Source organism: Streptomyces liliifuscus, from assembly GCF_016598615.1.
GTDB classification, from domain to species: Bacteria; Actinomycetota; Actinomycetes; order Streptomycetales; family Streptomycetaceae; genus Streptomyces; species Streptomyces liliifuscus.
In genome coordinates, this window is the sequence record NZ_CP066831.1 from 9,425,695 (window position 1) to 9,441,895 (window position 16,201).

A 16,201-nucleotide genomic window follows, 5' to 3' on the forward strand; every position below is an offset into this window, starting at 1 on the left:
CCTCCGGCCAGGGGGAGCCACATATCCACGGGGAGACGGATCATGGCTGAGAACCAGGGACTTGGCTGGCTGCTGGACGACCTGACCCAGCGTGTGGAGCACGTACGACACGCGCTGGTGCTGTCGAACGACGGCCTGGTGACCGGGGCGAGCACGGGGCTCAGGCGAGAGGACGCCGAGCATCTCGCCGCCGTCTCCTCGGGCCTGCACAGCCTCGCCAAGGGGTCGGGCCGGCACTTCGGCGCGGGCCGGGTACGCCAGACGATGATCGAGTTCGACGACGCGGTGCTCTTCGTCACGGCGGCCGGAACCGGCAGCTGTCTGTGCGTGCTCAGCGCGGCGGAGGCCGACATCGGCCAGGTCGCGTACGAGATGACGCTGCTCGTCAACCGCGTCGGCGAACACCTCCACGTCGATGCCCGCCAGCCGGAACACTCACCCTCGATCGATCTCTGACCTGCACAAACGCTTGGCCGTCGGAGTTATCCACAGGCTCGGCGGACATCGCGGCGAACCGGCTACGGTTTTTCTCGAAGCAAGCGCACGCCAGTGCGCACCGCTGCTACGGGGGAGAACCACCATGTCCGGCAACACCATCACGCAGTCCGTCACGCCCGGCGCGAACACCGCTGCCGATCTTGTGAACGCCACCGTCGTCGGGGCGAATCCGGCCGCCGCCACAGCGGCCCGGCAGACACTCGCACAGACCCGGCCGACGCTCGCACAGAGCCGCGCGTCACGAGAGCTGGGGCTCAAACGAGGCGAGTTCGACCTCGCCGTACGACTTGGTTGCATCCGAACCGTCCCGGACGAAGGCGGCGGAGGGCGCCGCGTGGCCCGCGCGGAGATCGACCGGGTGATGTCCGAGGACGGGTTCCCGGACGGATTGAAGAAACGCGTCAAGGCGGTCGGTACGTCGGAGGGCGCGGCCCTCATGGATGTGACGGCAGCCCGGTTCACGAGGTTCGCACGCCTGGGATTCGTCGTGCCTGTCAAGTTCTATTTGAACCGCTACAGGGCCGTCGTCTGGCTGTATCTGGCAGAGGAGCTGCGGCAGTTCGCCGAGACCTCACGCAGCATCTTCGTGCAGGTCAGATGCCGAATCGGGGAGCCGCGCGTCGCTGTCGGAGGGTGTCTCGCTGGGGAGTGAAACCGCCTCCCCCGCATCGTGATCGTGCTCGGGGGGAGCGCTGGGGGAGTGAGACGAGGAAGCGGAGTCACTGGCGAACCAGGCGTCCATCGCCTGCCGGCCCCGGCCGTCCGCTTCGGGCAGGAAGTGCCCGTACACCTTCAGCGTGATCGAGGCGTCCGCGTGGCCCAGCCACTTCGAGACTGCCACGGGATTCTCCCGCGCGTCCAGCTGTACGCTCGCGAACGTGTGCCGCAGACAGTGGAAGCCGAGATCGTGCGCGGCTACGTAGACGAGGCGGTTCCCGCGGCCAGTCTTCCGCTTCACCTTCTCCGGCTCGGGGATGATCCCCACCGCGGCGAGCGCCCGCTTCCAGTAGTGCTCGTTCCACATGTTCGCGCGCACCGCGGAGCCGTTGCGGTTGGTCACCAGCAGCCGGTGCGTCTGCGGCGCGCGCTCCTTCGCCTCGACCTTGGTCTTCGGTGGCCGCGGATCCTTCCACGGCAGCGTTACGGGCTTCGCCGGATAGGCGGCCAGATGCTCTCTGATGTGCGCCGCAAGATGGTCGGGCATCGGCACGATGCGGGTCTTGTTCCCCTTGGGTAGCGAGAACACCATCTTGCTCCCGACGCTGCGGACCTGCCGCTGCACCCGGATGACGCCGGCTTCCAGGTCGACGTCATCCTCGGCGAGGCCGAGGACCTCCCCTTGGCGTAGGCCGGCGCCGGAGCCGATGTCCACGAGGATCTGATAGTGGGGCGGCAACTCCGCCTGTACGGCGGCGACTCGCTCGCGCGTCCAGGCGCGCGCCTTGTTCGGCGGCTTGGTGGGCGCCTTGATGGTCTGAGCCCGACAGGGGTTCTTGCGGATGCGCTCGTCATCGACAGCGCAGTCGAGGATGTTGGTGAGGTAACCCCAGACGACCACGGCCGTGCCGGGGGATATGACGCCTTCGAGATCCTTGAGCCACTTCCGCAGGGTCTCGACCTTGATCTGCCGCAGCGTCAGACTGCCGAGATAGGGGAGGATCTGGTTGCGGAGGCGGCGACTGACGGTTTCGAGCGTCGCCGGGTCTCCGGTCCGGGCCGGCCACCAGTGCTTCTCGGCGTACTCGCGCAGGAGCATGTTGCCGTCGCGCGGGTCGACGTATTCGCCCTTGAGGCTCTCCGCCTGGGCGGTGGCGAGCCAGTCGTCCGCAGCGCCCTTCTGCTTGTCGGGGAACGATCGCGCGCGCACGCCCGGGATTCCCGCGACTTTGTAGCGCTTGCCCTGGCCGTAGCGGTCGGTACGGATGGTTCGCTTGCCGCTGGCGTCCTTCTTGAACCAGCGGTCTTCGATGTAGCCCGCCATGGCGCCCCCGCTCGCTTACACCCTGTTCATGGGTTCCGGCGAGTTGTCGATGATCTCCCCGCCGTACAACTGGAACCAGTGTCCACCGTCCAGATGCTCCTTCGTTGCGGGGTTCATTGAAGCCGCAAACGAGATCACATCGAGGCCCGGACAGATGTGGACGCGGAGCAGGCCCTTGCCCTCGGCGACGCCGACGCCCATCTGGGAGGGGATGACGGGGCTCAGCATGTATTCGATGCGGAGCGGCCGGCCGGGCGTGTTGGCGGACACGATCTCGTCGTCCCACAGCTGGAACCAGCGGGCCGTCTTCATGAGTTGGTCGATCTCGACGTTGAGCTGCGACACCACCTTGTGGAGGGGCTCGCGCCTGTCGAGGCGGACTCGTATCCGGCCCCGGTCTTCGTCGATCCGCGCCAGTCTCCCCGGCGGCAGGTCATCGACTGCCCTGTACGCGACGTCCAACATGCAACCTCCCCGTGACGCAACGGTGCAGCCCTGGCCAGATCGGCCGGAAGTGCACGGTTGGTGAAGGTTACGTCTACAGGGAGTGCCCGACAATCCGTTGAAGAAATGTCTACTTACGGACAATGCCGGTCGCGCACGAATCGGGCGCCACGAGTGTGCTACTCGTCAGACTCGCGTTGCGCCTTTTCCGCAGCCTCGATCATCATCCGCCAGCGCCGCTTCTCGGACTCCGGCTGACCCGACAGGTGAGCGACGATGATGCGCATCTCATCGCCATACCCGGCGAGTTCGGTCGCCTCGTACTGGAGCCACTGCTTGGCGGTGGCTTCCTGGATGCGCCGGTAGGGCTTGCCGAGGGCCGCGGCGATGGCCCGCATCTGAACGGGGCTGGGTGCACTGGCCGGCGGGTTCTTGATGAGCTTCTGGAAGTACTGCCAGGAGATGCGCTCTCCGGACTCTGGATCGATGGCGACCTTGCCGAGGTCGCGGAGACTCTTGCCGGTGTCGATGGCGTCCTGGATGAGCTGGGAGAGGGGACCGGTGGGGGTGGGCGCGGTCGTGCTGGAGTCGGGCGCGGGCGCCGCAGCCGTCATGTCCTGATCGTCCTCTCGGGTCACTCTTCCACCGTTTGTATCTAGGGAGTGTGGTGTGCGCTGGGAAAACTAGCAGGTCAGTCCCTACAACCATCCTCGTCCGTAGACGAAGTGTCTACAGATCAATGCTATATGGCCGGAACCGGAGGAGGGGCACGCAACCTGAGTGACCCAATCTGTAGACAGCCTGACGCGATTAGTGGTCTACTGAGGTCAAGCCGAGGCCACTCCGCACCACTGGAGATCCATTGAGTCGACCGCGCTACACGCTCAAATCCGCCGAGCAGTTCAGATGGCTCATGGAAAACCCGTGGACCAACATTCCGTTCACGGTGCGGACCCTGGCGAAAACCGTAGGCGTCAGCCCCGGCCTGATCCAGAAGCTCGCCGACGGAACCCAGGACAACGCAGACGTACTCGTCGCCCACGCACTCGTGAGGGCGTTCGGGTGCAGCCTCCACAACCTTTTCGCGCCCCCAGTGACGCCAAATTGCGTCACCGCGACTACGAAACACCACCTCACAGAGGAGTAACCGTGCCCCGGAAGGCCCCCCACTTCAAGCAGTCGGCCCCGCCCGGCTTCGTCTACATCAACGAGGCGTCCCGCCTGTCAGGCCGCTCGATCGAGACGCTCTACAAGGACCGGTCGATACAGCGCCGAACCGGCCAGTGCCCCGGCCCTCCCTCTGAGACCCGGAACCGCAAGGCCGTCTGGCTGATCGCCGAAATCCAGGCCTGGCACGACGCGCAAGGCGGTCTTGGCCCCGACCCGGAGCAGCTCCACAACAGCCGCCCGGCCGAGCCGGCCCGCGCCGCCGCCTAACCACCAGTCGGCCCCCACCGCCGGAGTCCAGTCCGGCAGCCGGGGCCTCGCGGCAGAAGCCGCGCGATCCACACCTCACCCTCTCGAAACGAAAGGTGCTTCACGTGCCTCAATCATCCCAGACGCCGACTGAGCGCAAGACCGTCGAGGAGCTCGCGATCGAGCTGCTGACGACCGGTAAGTCCATGACGCACGGCGAGCAGGACGCCCGCCGTCTGCTGGATGAGCTGCGCAAGGTGTGGCTCAAGGACGCTTCTGCTGCAGTCCTTGAGAGCTCCTACGGCGAGCCGCTGCGGGACGCCCACACGGCAAAGATGCAGGTCTACGGGCTCCTCAACCGCCTGGCTGGCGAGAGCGGGGAGGTTCGGCCACCGTCGCGGTTCCACGCGACTCCTGCCGAGGTCGACGAGTTCGTGCGCCGCCACATCGCGAAGGACGTGCACCTCAACTACCAGCGGGCGATCGGCAACCGTGCGGTCGAGGAAGCCGCGAAGGACATGCGTATGACGGCGGCCAAGTTGGACGTCGCGCTCGGAGCACAGACCGAGACCGCATCGACAGTCCGGAACGCAGCCGCCGGGATCGACCCGCTGAAGGGCGGCGGCCCGTACCCGTCCAACCTGATCCGCTTCGGTGAGACGGGCGGCACCCGATGACCGACTACTCCGCTTCCGCTGCCCGTTTCGCCGCTGACACGCGCGGCCACGAGTTGACGGTCCTCAAGGACAACGCCGAACTGGCCGACCTCCTGAAGCTCCACGACTGGGACGAGCTGCTCTTCGGCGGCTTCTACTGCACACACTGCACGCCGGATGACGAGGACAGCTTTGCTGATCCGATCCCCTGGCCGTGCCTGCCGCTGCGTGAGGCTGGCATCACCGACGACGATGCCCGTGCGCTGATTGAGGCGCACCGGGAGAAGGTTGCGGCCGAGTACCGGGCCAAGAAGGCGGACGAGCAGGCCGAGCTTCAGCGCCGGGTCGACGCCTTCAACTCCCGCTACAAGGTCGGCACTCCGGTGTTCGCCTACCCGGGATGCCGCCCGGAGGATCACCCCGGCGACAAGCGGCTCATCACCCGCACCCGCAGCAAGGCCGAGGTCCTCGGCGGCCACACCGACGTCGTCTGGGTCGACGGACACGGCGCCTGCATCGCGCTCAGCCACGTGGACGTCATCAGCGCCACGGACACGAGCCCGGAGGCCAGCGCCGCCCGGAACGTGCCGCGGAACCCGAACGAACTGTGCCGGGACTTCCAGTCGAAGCCTGAGCCCGCCGAGTTCTGGTGCGCCAACTGCCGCTGGAACAAGGCGATGCACGACAACGAGGCGGCCCGCACCGCGATCCGAAACGCGCTCGACTGCCTGCCCGCCGGAGGTGCCTGATGCCCGCCTACAGCCAGAAGACCGCGGACGCGATCGCCAAGTCGGGCATCCCGATGTCGGCGGACGTCGTGACGGACGCGGCCATCCGTGAGCAGATCAAGCAGGCCCTGTCGGGTGCTGGCGCGTTCTGCGGCGAGTGCGGCTTCGAGCCGGGCGACCGCGGCTGCCCCGACTGTGAGCGCTGCTACGAGAGCAACGCCGATGCGCTGATGCCGATCCTTCGACCGGCCGACGAGGAGCCCGAGCCGCAGCTGATGGCGCGTGGCCTGACGGCGAAGGAGGCCATGCTCCGGCTCCTCGCCGACACTACCTCCGACCCGAGCAAGGTCGACGGCTACCGCGAGGCCGCCGACAGGGAGCGGCAGGCGACCATCGCCCGAGCCCAGGCCGGTGACGCCTCGTGAAGCCGTTCCAGTCCCCGCCGCCGCCCATCACCCGCGCCGACGTGCCGCTGGCGACGGTGCAGCAGCAGATCGCCGATCTGGTTGCCCGGCAGAACGAGCAGCGGGCCGAGGAGTCCGCCGCACGCCTGCGGTCCTTCTTCGACGGCACCAACACCACCACCAAGGAGGCGTCGTGACGCAGCCCCGCGTTTCTCAGAGCCTGATGGGCCTCGGTGACGAGCCGGACCTCATCGTCCTCGACGACAAGGACGGCCATCAGGTCATCGTTCTCGGCACGGCTGTTGCGATCAGCCTGTGCGGCTCCGACCAGGCCACCCTCGACAAGCTCGCCGACGTCACCGCGCAGGCCGCCGCCAACCACCGGGCCCGCGCCCTCCAGGTGGTGGCGTGACATGGCGACCGTCGTGGAGCCGCGCCGGCTGGAGGACCTCGAAGAGGCCTCACTGGTAGCCGTCGAGCTGGAGTGGCAGCGGCGGGCCCGCGGACTGAAGCCGTGGACCACCGCCGAATACCTGGACGCCGTCGACAAGGTCCACGTCCGGTACGCGAACTTCCGCCGCTGGCGGCTCACCCACCCGCAGGGAGTGGCGTCGTGACCGGCCCGCCACCGTCCATGGACGCGCTCCTCGCCACCGGCGCCGTCGTCCTGGTGCCCGGCCTTCTCCACTGGCTCGGCATCCCCGAGTCGCAGGAAACGGAGCCGGAAGAGACATGGGAGCAGCTCTGCGTGCGCCTCAACAGTGAGGCCGCGTCGTGAGCGGCCGGGAGATCGAGTCGCGGGCCGCGCTGTTCATCCCCCGACTCAAGCCGGCTGAGCAGCAGAAGCGGGACCGTGCCGCCGCCGTTCACGTCGCCGACCGGGTCGCGGCCGAGCATCCGCACCCGCTCGACGACGACTACCCACAGCTCGCCGGCCAGGCCATCGCCTGCGACTCGGCCGTGCAGGACGACGTCCGTTTCCTCCTTACCGTCATCGGCCTCCTTGAGGCCGACCTGGACGAGGCCAAAACCGTCAACGCCCGTCTGAAAGGAGGCCAGCCGTGATCGAGACGCTCGCCCTCTGTATCGCCCCGTTCGTCCTGCTGGCCGCCTTCGTGGCTGGCGTCATCCACACCTTCCGCGTGACCGACGACATTGAGGAGGGGCAGTGAGTACACAGACCCTGACCGAGGTATCCGAGCCCACCGCCGCCGATGTGGCCGCAGTCCTCGACCTGGCGGCCGACCACATCGAGACGGTCGGCTACTGCAAGAGGTACTTGTACAGCGTCCGTCAGGCCAGTGGCGGGATGGCGCTCGACAGGTGCCAGGTCGACGTCATCGGCGCGATCAACGTCGCTGTTCACGGCACCCCGCGGCACGTCGGCGGCGACCCGCTCACCCGGCTTGCCGAGCAGGCGGTGGAGGCCCGCATCGAGGCTCCGTCGGTGGCGACCTGGTGCGACTACCCGGGTAACGGCAAAGACGCGGCCCTCGAACTGCTGCGGGATACCGCGGACGCACTTCGCGAGGTGGCGGCGTGAAGCGGGGCACGGGCCGGCGCCGGGCGGGCGCGGACAACGTGCGGCTGCGGCAGGAAGTGGCGACCGTCCGCGCCGACCTCGCCTGGTACCGGAACCGCCTCATGGCCATCACCGCCCGCTGCCGCGCCCTGACCGCGCAGGCCGAGATCACCGACGGCGAGCGGCTCCTCGACAAGCAGCTCATCCACCGGCAGAAGACGGCGCTCCAGCAGAAGAACCAGCGCATCGCCGAGCTGGAGCGGCTGATCGAGGTGTCGAGCGAGGACACGCAGAAGATCCCCATCGTCACCGCGGCCGAGCCGGAACTCGCAGGCGCCACCACCTGACTTGCCGGGCCGCCAGATGACACCGGCTCGCGGCCCGGCAACGCAAGAAACCCCCGCCTGGGGCTAACAGGCGGGAGTCCACCAGCAGCATCCCACGGAAGGGAATCCCGTGAACGCTTCCACCCACGAGGTGAAGGCCACCCGGACGGCAACACCCGTCCTTGTCTTGGCGATCGAGCCCGTGCCCGGTCTGCGGGTGTACGAGGAGCCGGAAGAGCTCCGCCACCCGGACGGCAAGAGCCACCCGTGGCGGCTCGGCCACCACTCCGGACTCGCGATGGCCGCCTTCACGAGCCAGGAGGACGCCATCAACGGCGCCCACCAGGTTGCCGACTGCGCCGACTGGACGCGGCCCGCCACCGAGCTTCGCACCGACCCCGGCTTCGACCTGACCGGCTACTACGACCGGCTCATGGAGAAGACCAGCGGCCTGCTCATCGCCAACTGACCAACCCCATAGACGCGGCGTTGAGCGCTTCCCCCAAGCGCTCCGCCGCAGCCGAGGCGCCGCCCCATCCCACCCCCCCCGGCGGGGCGGCGCCTGGCACCCCTTACCTGAAAGCGAGTCACATGAGTACCGAAAGCACCACAGAAACCGCGCGGCACGTGTTGTGGCACTACGGCCACCGCGGCGGCTACCGGCCTGGCCGCTTCACCCAACTTCTGATGCAGGCCATCGTCGCCGCCGACGTCACCCACACCGCCCGGCTCGCCAGCGCCTACCCCGAGCTCGTCGAAGCCATGAACCTCGCCGCCAATCGTGAGGACGGTATCGCCCAGCTGAAGAAGACCGCTGGCCTCGCGTGCATCCGCTGCGGCGACGAGGACGGCCCCTTCGCCGGGGCGCCTCACCAACCACTGTGCGAGCCCTGCGCCCGCCCCATGCCCCTGGACGCCGCGTGACCGCCGCGGTGGAGGTCGAAGCCCCGAAGATCGTCGACGGCCTGTCCGCCGAGAAGTACCACGCAGACAAGACGTCGGTCTCCTCGTCAGGCCTGCGAGCACTCCTCGCCCCGGGCTGCCCTGCCCAGTTCAAGTACGACCGCGATCACCCGCAGGCGCCGAAGCGCGAGTTCGATCTCGGCAACGCCGTCCACACGGCGGTGCTGGGGGAGGGCCACGACATCGTCGAGATCGTCGGCTTCACCGACTACAAGAAGGCCGACGCCCGCGCCCTGCGAGACGACGCCTACGCCGCCGACAAGGTGCCGCTCCTGCCGAAGGAAAAGGTCCAGGTCGACGCGATGGCGAAGGCGGTCCGCGAACACCGGGACGCTGGTCCGTTGTTGGCGCCCGGCGTGGGCCGCCCGGAGCGGTCGATCTACTGGACCGACCCGGCCACCGGTGTCCGCTGTCGGGTCCGGCCGGACTGGCTGATCGTCCGGCCGGAGATCACGGCCATCGTCGACTTCAAGACCACGACCGACGCCAACCCTGAAGCGTGCAGCAAGGCCATCGAGTCGTACAGCTACCACCAACAAGGCGCCCTGTACATCGACGGTGTCCAGGCTGCCGGGCTCGCCCCCGAGGGCGCCCGATTCTTCTTCGTCTTCCAGTCCAAGAAGGCCCCCTACCTGATCACGGTCCGCGAACTGAAGGACCAAGACCAGGACATCGGCCGGGCCCGCAACGAACGCGCACTCCGCATCTACGCGGACTGCGTCGCCAACGACGACTGGCCCGACTGGACGGGCCCCGTCGACACCATCCCCCAGCTCGGAATGCCGAGCTGGCCCACCCTCCGACAGGCCGAGGAGTACTTGTCTTGACCAGCAACGAGATCGCCACCCGCGACGAGCAGGCCGTGGCCGTACCGGCAGCCGCCCCCGCCAACCAGCCTATTGAGTCGAGCCTGGAGAAGTGGGCGCGCGAAGCCTCCGCTATTTCCGGCATCGCCAACGCCATCGCCGGTACCAGCCTCGCCGGCGCCTACCGCGGCAAGCGGGACGAGATCGTCGCCGTCGTCCTCGCCGGACACGAGCTCGGCCTGAAGCCGATGACCTCACTGAAGTCGATCGACGTCATCAACAACCAGCCAGCCCTGCGCGCCCACGCCATGCGCGGCATCGTCCTCAAGCAGGGGCACGAGGTCGAACTCGTCGAATCCACCGACACCTACTGCAAGATGCGGGGCCGCAGGAAGGGCGCCGAAAGGTGGCAGGAGGTCGAGTGGGACACCGCCCGCGCGACCCAGATGGGCCTGATCAATAAGTCTGAGTGGAAGAAGCAGCCGAAGACGATGCTGATCGCCCGCGCCACGGGCGAGATCTGCCGCCTCGTCGCCGCCGATGCGCTGCACGGAATGCCCTACGTCGCCGAGGAGCTCGACGGCTACGTCCACGGCGAGGTCGTCCAGCCGAAGCGAGCCCCGCTGTCCGTCGCCGCCCTTACCGGCACCTCTGCCCCGACCCCCGAGGAGGCACCGGCCGGCAACCGGGACGTGGTCGACGTCGACACGGACGACGAGCACGCAGCCGCCATCCAGGAACTGCGGAACTTCGGCGAGGACGAGGGCGTCGAGGACGTCGATCTCCTCGCCTACGAGGCCCTCGGCGCACCCGTCGAGCACGTCTCCGCGCAGGCGATCCGCGACCTCGTCGCCAAGCTCCGCACCGCCGCGGCGAACCAGACGGCAGGTGCCGCATGAGCATCAACCACCGCGCCGAAGCCGAACGTCGGCTGCTCATGGCCTGGGAGGAAGACAGCACGCCTGAGCGGAACGCACACCTGGTCGCCGAGGCCCAGGTCCACGCCACTCTCGCCCGCGACGAGGAGCAGGCGGCCCGCACTTCCGACATGCGGGACGCGCTCCGGCTCCTGCGAGGCCGCGAGTACGACGTCCGCAAGCTCGTCTCCACCCACATCGCGAAAGCCCTCGCCAGCCGGGAGCCGAACCGCTGGAAGGCCGGGCGTGAACTCGCTCAGGCCCTCGACATGGCCGACTGCAACATGGACGAGGCCATCGACGCCCGACTCTCCGACGACGGCTGGGACCCCCGCTCCGCATACAACTCCCCGGCGTCCCTCGTGCCCTCCGATGACCCGTGGTCGGCGAAGCCAGACATCACCGCCGAGGTCCCGGAGCCCGTGCGTCGGGTCCTCGGCGAGTACCTGGCCGCCGCACTCCTCAGCAAGGGCGACGCCCAGGGCGTCGCCCAGACGATCACCTTCGCCCTGAAGCACGTGGGCGCCGACCTCACCGGCGACATCGAGAAGCGCATCAGCGACATCGCCCTCGGCCGCGACCCCTCCGATCCGCCCTTCTAGCCCACCCCGATCGGGAGCCGCCGCGGCCCGAACCTGCGGCGGCTCCCGGAACCCAGGAGACCACAGCCATGAACATCGAACGCTTCACCAACGGTGAGTTCGGGATTGAACTCATCCCCGCGGGAGACAGCTTCCGAGTCGCCGCGCCCGGACTCGCACGAGGGCTCGGCCATCGGGACGCCTTCAACATGCTCGCGTCGATGCCAGAGAACGAGACAGGGTCCTGTCTAGTCAGTACCCCTGGCGGTGACCAGCAGGTTCGCTACGTCACCGAGCCGGGTCTGTACCGCTGCATCGGCCAGCGCCAAGGCGGTCGCGTCAAGAACCCGGAGACCCGTGCCCAAGTTGAGCGTTTCCAGCACTGGATCTTCCACGAGGTGCTCCCCGCCCTCCGCAAGCACGGTCGGTACGAGATCGGCGGCGGCCAGGTTCACGACTCCCTGCCGACGACTCTGACGTGGGACCGTGCCGCCGCGATCGGCCGCGCCCACCACGGGCTCGGTATGAACGTTCGCGACTTCCGCCGCATGCTCGTCGCCGGCGGAATCCTCAAGGCGAACAAGGACCCACGCGCCGCCTACGAGGACCTGTTCTGGCCCACAGACACGCGCTGGGAGATCCACTCCCACGCCTTGCAGTACCTCGTTGGCGCTGCCCTCGTGACCGCACGCCGCTTGCAGGAGCAGGCCCGCAACGTGCAGACCCTCATTGAGCTGGACAGCATCGGCCGCGAGTTCCCCGGGGGTGGGGTTCGGTGACCGCGCTGCAGCCTGCCTTGGACGGCAGCATCCCGGAGCCCCGCAGGACGGCCGCCCGCCGTCAGGCCGAGGACTACGAGACGTGGCTCGCCGAAGTCTGGCCCAAGTTCCTCGACGCCGCCGCGTCCGGACGCACCTTCACCTGCTACGAGATCGCCGACACCCACCGACTCCCCGACCCGCCTAACCCGCAAGCCCACTGGGGGCGGCTCATGACGCTCCTCAAGGACGAGGGCTACGTGCGGACCGCCGGCTGGGCCTGCTCCAACCGGCCCACCGCCCACCACAGCGGAGTACGGACCTGGCGCGGGACTGCCGCAGCACGGAGGGCCGCCGCGTGAACGACACCGCCCGCTTCCTCTTCGCCCTCGCCGCATGCATCGGCGTTGCCGCTATCGCTTTCGCGCTCATCGTCCGGCCCGCCCGCAACACCGGGAGGCGGACGTGATGGGCGAGGTCACCCCCGAGCAGATCGACGGCCTGGTCAACGCCTGGCTGTGGGGCGTCGACCAGGCCGACACCTACGGGCCCGGCGTGGTGTTCGTCGCAGTCGTCGCCATCGCATGGCGGGCGCTCAACCGGGCCGCCCGGTGCGTCGAACGGATCCGCCACCGGGTCGAACTCGGTCGGCAACTCGCGGACGAACGGCGGCAGATGGCCGAACGCTCCGCCGCTCTCGACACCTGCAACGCCATCCTGCGCGCCACCCAGACCCGAGAGGAGACCGACCAGCCATGACCACCGCCGTCCGCGAAGCGCCCCACCACCGCAACCTCACCTGTGTCAAGGAATACCGCTGCCGTCGCCCCGGCTGCCTTGCCCGCAGCGCCGAATACGACCGCACCCGAACCCGGCTCGTCGCCTACGGGCGCTGGCAGCCCTTCACCGACGCCGAACCCGTCCGCCGTCATGTCCGCATGCTTGGCAGTTACGGCATCGGCTGGCAGCGCGTAAGCCGGCTCTCCGGCGTCTCCAACGGAGGCATGTCCCGACTCCTGTACGGCGACTACAGCCGAGGCCGCCAGCCCTCGAAGCGGGTGCGCACCCAGACCGCCGACCGCATCTACACGGTCCGCGCCGACATCGGCAATGTCGCACCCACAGCACTCGTCGACGGAACCGGCACCCGCCGGCGCATCCAAGCGCTCGTCGCCAACGGTTGGCCCCAGATGCGCCTCGGCGTCGAACTCGACCTCAACCACTACCGCATGATCTGGGAACGCGCCCGCAGTGAGATGGTCACCGGCGCGAGCGCCCGTCAAGTCCTCGACCTCTACAGCCAGCTATGGAACGTCGACCCGGCCAGCCGCGGCATCGCACCCCGCTACATCGCCCAGGCAAAGCGGATCGCCAAGGTCAACGGCTGGGCCCCGCCCGGCGCGTGGGACGACGACTACATCGACAGCCCCTCCGCAGAGCCGGACCTCGGCGACGACGTCGACCGGTACACGGCCATCGCCGAAGACGCCCGCTGGCTCATCGGCGAGCAGAACTACACCGTCCCGCAGGCCGCCCACCGGCTCGGCATCACCAGCGAACACCTGTACCGCGCCCTCCGGGAACGGCCCGAGGCGGACGCGGCCGGGCAGGCAGAGGCGGTGGCCGCATGAGCTACCGACACGACGACGATGCGCCCACCGTCATGGACTGGTTCTGTGGCGCCGGCGGCAGTTCGCAGGGTGTCCATGCCGTCCCCGGTGTGCGCGTCACCCGGGCTGCGAACCACTGGCTGCGGGCCATCGAATCGCATGCCGCGAACTTCCCCGACACCGACCACTACCAGGGCGACATCCGCAAAGCACCCGTCTGGGACTGGCCCGTCACCGACATTTTCTGGGCCTCCCCGGAATGCACCAACTGGTCAGTGGCCAAGGGCAAGCGGCGCGACTTCGACACCGCCATGCAAGGCGACCTGTTCTCCCTCCTCGAAGAGCAAGAGGAGGAGCCGACCGCGGAGGAAGAATCCCGCGCCCTCATGGAAGAAGTCCCGCTGTACCTCCGCGGAGTGCAGGAGCGCGGCGGACTCGTGAAGGCGGGGATCGTCGAGAACGTCGTCGACGTCCGGGCCTGGGACCAGTGGGACCGGTGGATCGGCGAGATCAAGAAGCTCGGCTACGAGACGCGCGTCATCGCCCTCAACTCAATGCACGCCGACCCGCGCACCGTGCACAAGGCGCCCCAGAGCAGGGACCGCCTGTACGTCGCCTACTGGCACAAGTCCCTCGGCCGGACCCCGGACTGGGAGAAGTGGCTTCGGCCGCGCGCATGGTGCACCGGCTGCGACATGTGGGTGCAGGCCGTGCAGCGGTTCAAGCAGCCGGGCCGGGACATGGGCCGGTACCGCCAGCAGTACGTGTACCGCTGCCCGAACACCTCCTGCCGCAACCAGATCGTTGAGCCGGAAACGCTGCCCGCTGCGGTCGCCATCGACTGGGGGATCCCCGGCCAGCGCATCGGCGACCGCGCCCGGCCGCTTGCCGACAAGACCCTCGCCCGCATCCAGGCCGGCCTCGACAAGTTCGCCCGCCCCATCACCCTTGAAGCCGCGGGCAACACGTTCGAGCGGCGCCCCGGTGTCCGCACCTGGCCGGTGGATGCACCGCTCACCACGCAGACGACGACGCCGACCAAGGCGGTCGCCTACGAGCCGTTCATGGTTCCGGCCGGAGAGACCTGGCGCGACGACCCGTCCAGCGTCCTCGACCCGATGGCGTGCCGCACCACGCGGGAGAACGACGGCCTCGCCGTACCGCCGCTGCTCATCCCGGTCGAGGGACGCGACGGCAAGGAACCGGCCTCCGCTCACGCGCCGCTGCGCACCCAGACGGCCCGCAACGAGACCGGCCTCGCGTGGTTGCCGTTCATGGTGACCATGCGCGGCGGGGGTGACCAGCTGCGCGGCCGGTCCATCGGCGAGCCGGTCGGCACTGTGTCGGCGAACGGCAACCATCACGGCCTGGTGATGCCGGACGCGGCGTTCGTGATGCGCAACAACGGCAGCCGCTCCGGCCCGGGTGGCGAGCACTGCACCCCGGCCAACGAGTACCTGCGCACTATGACGACGGCCGGCCACCAGTCGCTCGTCACGTGGGAGCACCTGCTGGTGCCGTACTACGGGAACGGCACGGCCAAGACGGTCCGCGAGCCGGTGGGGACGCTGTCGACCCGGGACCGGTACGCGCTGGTGCAGGGCGACGTGGCCATCGAGGACGTCCTGTTCCGGATGCTGGAGCCGCACGAGATCGGCCGGGCGATGAGCTTCGCCGACGAGTACATCGTCCTCGGCTCCAAGCGCGAACGGGTTCGCCAGTACGGCAACGCCGTCACCCCGAACTGCGCCGAAGTCATCGTCTGCGCCCTCGTCGAAGCCATCACCGGCGACGACATCGACCGGCACGCCGACATCTCGGAGCTGGGGGTAGCGGCGTGATCCCGCGACACGAAGGCCGCAGCCCGACCCCTGCCGAAAGGGCCGCAACCATCGCCGCCTGCGAGGCGCACCGCGACCGCCTCCACAACGGATACCTGCAAGCCATCGTCGACGGCCGCGCGCCGACAGGCGAGGAAGCCGCCGAGCACAAACGGCGCGAGCGCGAAACCCGCAAGGTCGCCCGGATGCGAGCCAAAGCCGCAGTCCAGATCGCCGCCCGCCGCATCGTCGCCGACGAGTACAAGCGATGGCTCAACCAATGAGCACCCCAACCCAGGCCGCCTAGCCCGGACATGACGAAGCCCCGCCGAAAGGCGGGGTGGAGAGGAGAGACGTGAAGTCAGGACTCGGAGTCGGCGGCCGGCTTCTTGCGGCGGACGATGACCTTGCGCTTCGGGGCCGCGTTCGGGTCGGGGGCGATCTTCGCAACCCACTCGCGGGTCATGCTCGACCAGCGGGCCATGTCGGACGGTCCTTCGCCAGCTGCGCGCCACTTCACGAAGAGCTCGCGCAGGGCGGCGTCGTCGCGCTCGAACGCGGCTTTCGACCGCTCGCGCTTGCGGGCGGCGGCTCGGATCTCCTCCTCGGCGGTGGTCATGCAACTCATGTTGCCATGCGCGAACAGCGTTCCGCTACGTATCCGCGAATGATGCTCGCGCATGGCGTATGCGAACGGTATTCTCGTACTTGCGTGATTGGCCAACGAGCCACATCGCCCCCATGAGGGCTGTCCCAAAACAGCGAATGACC

27 protein-coding genes and 1 pseudogene are annotated in these 16,201 nt (G+C 68.6%); 24 read left to right on the forward strand and 4 right to left on the reverse strand.

The window, feature by feature from the left end; genetic code table 11:
- The first annotated feature begins 42 nt into the window (after nucleotides 1-42).
- The gene (locus JEQ17_RS40680; protein WP_200399907.1) at nucleotides 43-456 is read left to right on the forward strand and encodes a roadblock/LC7 domain-containing protein; all 414 of its coding nucleotides are present in this window, start codon (nucleotides 43-45) and stop codon (nucleotides 454-456) included.
- A gap of 124 nt (nucleotides 457-580) precedes the next feature.
- A pseudogene (locus JEQ17_RS40685) lies at nucleotides 581-1,063 on the forward strand (DUF6397 family protein); the annotation flags it as partial.
- A gap of 6 nt (nucleotides 1,064-1,069) precedes the next feature.
- On the opposite strand, the gene JEQ17_RS40690 reads toward JEQ17_RS40685, so the two are convergent.
- The 3 genes from JEQ17_RS40690 to JEQ17_RS40700 form a co-directional block, all read right to left on the reverse strand.
- Nucleotides 1,070-2,479: a tyrosine-type recombinase/integrase gene (locus JEQ17_RS40690; protein WP_200399908.1), complete on the reverse strand. Its 1,410-nt coding sequence runs from the start codon at nucleotides 2,477-2,479 to the stop codon at nucleotides 1,070-1,072.
- A 15-nt stretch (nucleotides 2,480-2,494) separates the two neighbouring features.
- Nucleotides 2,495-2,944 (reverse strand): hypothetical protein, encoded by a 450-nt coding sequence (locus JEQ17_RS40695; protein ID WP_200399909.1) that lies wholly within the window; start codon nucleotides 2,942-2,944, stop codon nucleotides 2,495-2,497.
- A 158-nt stretch (nucleotides 2,945-3,102) separates the two neighbouring features.
- A complete protein-coding gene (locus JEQ17_RS40700) occupies nucleotides 3,103-3,561 on the reverse strand; it encodes a hypothetical protein (RefSeq protein WP_200399910.1) in 459 nt (152 codons plus the stop codon).
- A 511-nt stretch (nucleotides 3,562-4,072) separates the two neighbouring features.
- Between JEQ17_RS40700 and JEQ17_RS40705 the strand changes: the two genes are divergently transcribed.
- From JEQ17_RS40705 to JEQ17_RS40810, 22 genes are all read left to right on the forward strand, one after another.
- Nucleotides 4,073-4,360, forward strand: coding sequence for a hypothetical protein (locus tag JEQ17_RS40705; protein ID WP_200399911.1), 288 nt, complete (start codon nucleotides 4,073-4,075; stop codon nucleotides 4,358-4,360).
- Nucleotides 4,361-4,464: 104 nt separating this feature from the next.
- Nucleotides 4,465-5,016, forward strand: a complete 552-nt coding sequence (locus JEQ17_RS40710; RefSeq protein ID WP_200399912.1) for a hypothetical protein — start codon at nucleotides 4,465-4,467, stop codon at nucleotides 5,014-5,016.
- Complete coding sequence (locus JEQ17_RS40715; protein WP_200399913.1) at nucleotides 5,013-5,744, forward strand: hypothetical protein; 732 nt, start codon at nucleotides 5,013-5,015, stop codon at nucleotides 5,742-5,744. The genes JEQ17_RS40710 and JEQ17_RS40715 overlap by 4 nt, the downstream gene beginning before the upstream one ends.
- Complete coding sequence (locus JEQ17_RS40720; protein WP_200399914.1) at nucleotides 5,744-6,148, forward strand: hypothetical protein; 405 nt, start codon at nucleotides 5,744-5,746, stop codon at nucleotides 6,146-6,148. The genes JEQ17_RS40715 and JEQ17_RS40720 overlap by 1 nt, the downstream gene beginning before the upstream one ends.
- On the forward strand, nucleotides 6,145-6,324 hold the full coding sequence (locus tag JEQ17_RS40725; protein ID WP_200399915.1) for a hypothetical protein: 180 nt from the start codon (nucleotides 6,145-6,147) through the stop codon (nucleotides 6,322-6,324). Before JEQ17_RS40720 ends, JEQ17_RS40725 begins: the two co-directional genes overlap by 4 nt.
- A complete protein-coding gene (locus tag JEQ17_RS40730; RefSeq protein ID WP_200399916.1) occupies nucleotides 6,321-6,539 on the forward strand; it encodes a hypothetical protein in 219 nt (72 codons plus the stop codon). Before JEQ17_RS40725 ends, JEQ17_RS40730 begins: the two co-directional genes overlap by 4 nt.
- Nucleotide 6,540: 1 nt before the next feature.
- On the forward strand, nucleotides 6,541-6,744 hold the full coding sequence (locus tag JEQ17_RS40735) for a hypothetical protein (RefSeq protein WP_200399917.1): 204 nt from the start codon (nucleotides 6,541-6,543) through the stop codon (nucleotides 6,742-6,744).
- Entirely contained in the window at nucleotides 6,741-6,905 is a 165-nt protein-coding gene (locus JEQ17_RS40740; RefSeq protein ID WP_200399918.1) for a hypothetical protein, read from the forward strand. The genes JEQ17_RS40735 and JEQ17_RS40740 overlap by 4 nt, the downstream gene beginning before the upstream one ends.
- A complete protein-coding gene (locus JEQ17_RS40745; protein ID WP_200399919.1) occupies nucleotides 6,902-7,192 on the forward strand; it encodes a hypothetical protein in 291 nt (96 codons plus the stop codon). Before JEQ17_RS40740 ends, JEQ17_RS40745 begins: the two co-directional genes overlap by 4 nt.
- A gap of 103 nt (nucleotides 7,193-7,295) precedes the next feature.
- A complete protein-coding gene (locus JEQ17_RS40750; RefSeq protein ID WP_200399920.1) occupies nucleotides 7,296-7,670 on the forward strand; it encodes a DUF6197 family protein in 375 nt (124 codons plus the stop codon).
- Complete coding sequence (locus JEQ17_RS40755; protein WP_200399921.1) at nucleotides 7,667-7,996, forward strand: hypothetical protein; 330 nt, start codon at nucleotides 7,667-7,669, stop codon at nucleotides 7,994-7,996. Before JEQ17_RS40750 ends, JEQ17_RS40755 begins: the two co-directional genes overlap by 4 nt.
- A 109-nt stretch (nucleotides 7,997-8,105) precedes the next feature.
- Nucleotides 8,106-8,444: a hypothetical protein gene (locus tag JEQ17_RS40760; protein WP_200399922.1), complete on the forward strand. Its 339-nt coding sequence runs from the start codon at nucleotides 8,106-8,108 to the stop codon at nucleotides 8,442-8,444.
- 122 nt (nucleotides 8,445-8,566) lie between these two features.
- On the forward strand, nucleotides 8,567-8,899 hold the full coding sequence (locus JEQ17_RS40765; protein ID WP_200399923.1) for a hypothetical protein: 333 nt from the start codon (nucleotides 8,567-8,569) through the stop codon (nucleotides 8,897-8,899).
- Complete coding sequence (locus JEQ17_RS40770; RefSeq protein WP_200399924.1) at nucleotides 8,896-9,765, forward strand: PD-(D/E)XK nuclease-like domain-containing protein; 870 nt, start codon at nucleotides 8,896-8,898, stop codon at nucleotides 9,763-9,765. Before JEQ17_RS40765 ends, JEQ17_RS40770 begins: the two co-directional genes overlap by 4 nt.
- On the forward strand, nucleotides 9,762-10,643 hold the full coding sequence (locus tag JEQ17_RS40775) for a hypothetical protein (RefSeq protein ID WP_200399925.1): 882 nt from the start codon (nucleotides 9,762-9,764) through the stop codon (nucleotides 10,641-10,643). The genes JEQ17_RS40770 and JEQ17_RS40775 overlap by 4 nt, the downstream gene beginning before the upstream one ends.
- The gene (locus JEQ17_RS40780) at nucleotides 10,640-11,263 is read left to right on the forward strand and encodes a hypothetical protein (RefSeq protein WP_200399926.1); all 624 of its coding nucleotides are present in this window, start codon (nucleotides 10,640-10,642) and stop codon (nucleotides 11,261-11,263) included. The genes JEQ17_RS40775 and JEQ17_RS40780 overlap by 4 nt, the downstream gene beginning before the upstream one ends.
- 68 nt (nucleotides 11,264-11,331) lie before the next feature.
- Nucleotides 11,332-12,021 carry a BRO-N domain-containing protein gene (locus JEQ17_RS40785; protein WP_200399927.1) on the forward strand — a complete coding sequence of 230 codons (690 nt, stop codon included), beginning with the start codon at nucleotides 11,332-11,334 and terminating at the stop codon, nucleotides 12,019-12,021.
- The gene (locus JEQ17_RS40790) at nucleotides 12,018-12,362 is read left to right on the forward strand and encodes a hypothetical protein (protein ID WP_234048559.1); all 345 of its coding nucleotides are present in this window, start codon (nucleotides 12,018-12,020) and stop codon (nucleotides 12,360-12,362) included. The genes JEQ17_RS40785 and JEQ17_RS40790 overlap by 4 nt, the downstream gene beginning before the upstream one ends.
- Nucleotides 12,363-12,468: 106 nt before the next feature.
- Nucleotides 12,469-12,759, forward strand: coding sequence for a hypothetical protein (locus JEQ17_RS40795; RefSeq protein ID WP_200399928.1), 291 nt, complete (start codon nucleotides 12,469-12,471; stop codon nucleotides 12,757-12,759).
- Nucleotides 12,756-13,631, forward strand: a complete 876-nt coding sequence (locus tag JEQ17_RS40800; protein ID WP_200399929.1) for a hypothetical protein — start codon at nucleotides 12,756-12,758, stop codon at nucleotides 13,629-13,631. The genes JEQ17_RS40795 and JEQ17_RS40800 overlap by 4 nt, the downstream gene beginning before the upstream one ends.
- Nucleotides 13,628-15,451 carry a DNA cytosine methyltransferase gene (locus JEQ17_RS40805; RefSeq protein ID WP_200399930.1) on the forward strand — a complete coding sequence of 608 codons (1,824 nt, stop codon included), beginning with the start codon at nucleotides 13,628-13,630 and terminating at the stop codon, nucleotides 15,449-15,451. Before JEQ17_RS40800 ends, JEQ17_RS40805 begins: the two co-directional genes overlap by 4 nt.
- The gene (locus tag JEQ17_RS40810) at nucleotides 15,448-15,714 is read left to right on the forward strand and encodes a hypothetical protein (protein WP_200399931.1); all 267 of its coding nucleotides are present in this window, start codon (nucleotides 15,448-15,450) and stop codon (nucleotides 15,712-15,714) included. Before JEQ17_RS40805 ends, JEQ17_RS40810 begins: the two co-directional genes overlap by 4 nt.
- A 77-nt stretch (nucleotides 15,715-15,791) precedes the next feature.
- Here the strand turns inward: JEQ17_RS40810 and JEQ17_RS40815 are convergent, their stop codons facing one another.
- Nucleotides 15,792-16,049: a hypothetical protein gene (locus tag JEQ17_RS40815; RefSeq protein WP_200399932.1), complete on the reverse strand. Its 258-nt coding sequence runs from the start codon at nucleotides 16,047-16,049 to the stop codon at nucleotides 15,792-15,794.
- Nucleotides 16,050-16,201 lie beyond the last annotated feature (152 nt).

Excerpts from the sequence above, each read along its gene's own strand:
- JEQ17_RS40805 (WP_200399930.1), top strand. The coding sequence starts at position 13,628 with ATGAGCTACCGACACGACGACGATGCGCCCACCGTCATGGACTGGTTC.
- JEQ17_RS40695 (WP_200399909.1), bottom strand. The coding sequence starts at position 2,944 with ATGTTGGACGTCGCGTACAGGGCAGTCGATGACCTGCCGCCGGGGAGA.
- JEQ17_RS40815 (WP_200399932.1), bottom strand. The coding sequence starts at position 16,049 with ATGACCACCGCCGAGGAGGAGATCCGAGCCGCCGCCCGCAAGCGCGAG.
- JEQ17_RS40720 (WP_200399914.1), top strand. The coding sequence starts at position 5,744 with ATGCCCGCCTACAGCCAGAAGACCGCGGACGCGATCGCCAAGTCGGGC.
- JEQ17_RS40680 (WP_200399907.1), top strand. The coding sequence starts at position 43 with ATGGCTGAGAACCAGGGACTTGGCTGGCTGCTGGACGACCTGACCCAG.
- JEQ17_RS40780 (WP_200399926.1), top strand. The coding sequence starts at position 10,640 with ATGAGCATCAACCACCGCGCCGAAGCCGAACGTCGGCTGCTCATGGCC.
- JEQ17_RS40795 (WP_200399928.1), top strand. The coding sequence starts at position 12,469 with ATGGGCGAGGTCACCCCCGAGCAGATCGACGGCCTGGTCAACGCCTGG.
- JEQ17_RS40785 (WP_200399927.1), top strand. The coding sequence starts at position 11,332 with ATGAACATCGAACGCTTCACCAACGGTGAGTTCGGGATTGAACTCATC.
- JEQ17_RS40715 (WP_200399913.1), top strand. The coding sequence starts at position 5,013 with ATGACCGACTACTCCGCTTCCGCTGCCCGTTTCGCCGCTGACACGCGC.
- JEQ17_RS40800 (WP_200399929.1), top strand. The coding sequence starts at position 12,756 with ATGACCACCGCCGTCCGCGAAGCGCCCCACCACCGCAACCTCACCTGT.
- JEQ17_RS40765 (WP_200399923.1), top strand. The coding sequence starts at position 8,567 with ATGAGTACCGAAAGCACCACAGAAACCGCGCGGCACGTGTTGTGGCAC.
- JEQ17_RS40690 (WP_200399908.1), bottom strand. The coding sequence starts at position 2,479 with ATGGCGGGCTACATCGAAGACCGCTGGTTCAAGAAGGACGCCAGCGGC.
- JEQ17_RS40735 (WP_200399917.1), top strand. The coding sequence starts at position 6,541 with ATGGCGACCGTCGTGGAGCCGCGCCGGCTGGAGGACCTCGAAGAGGCC.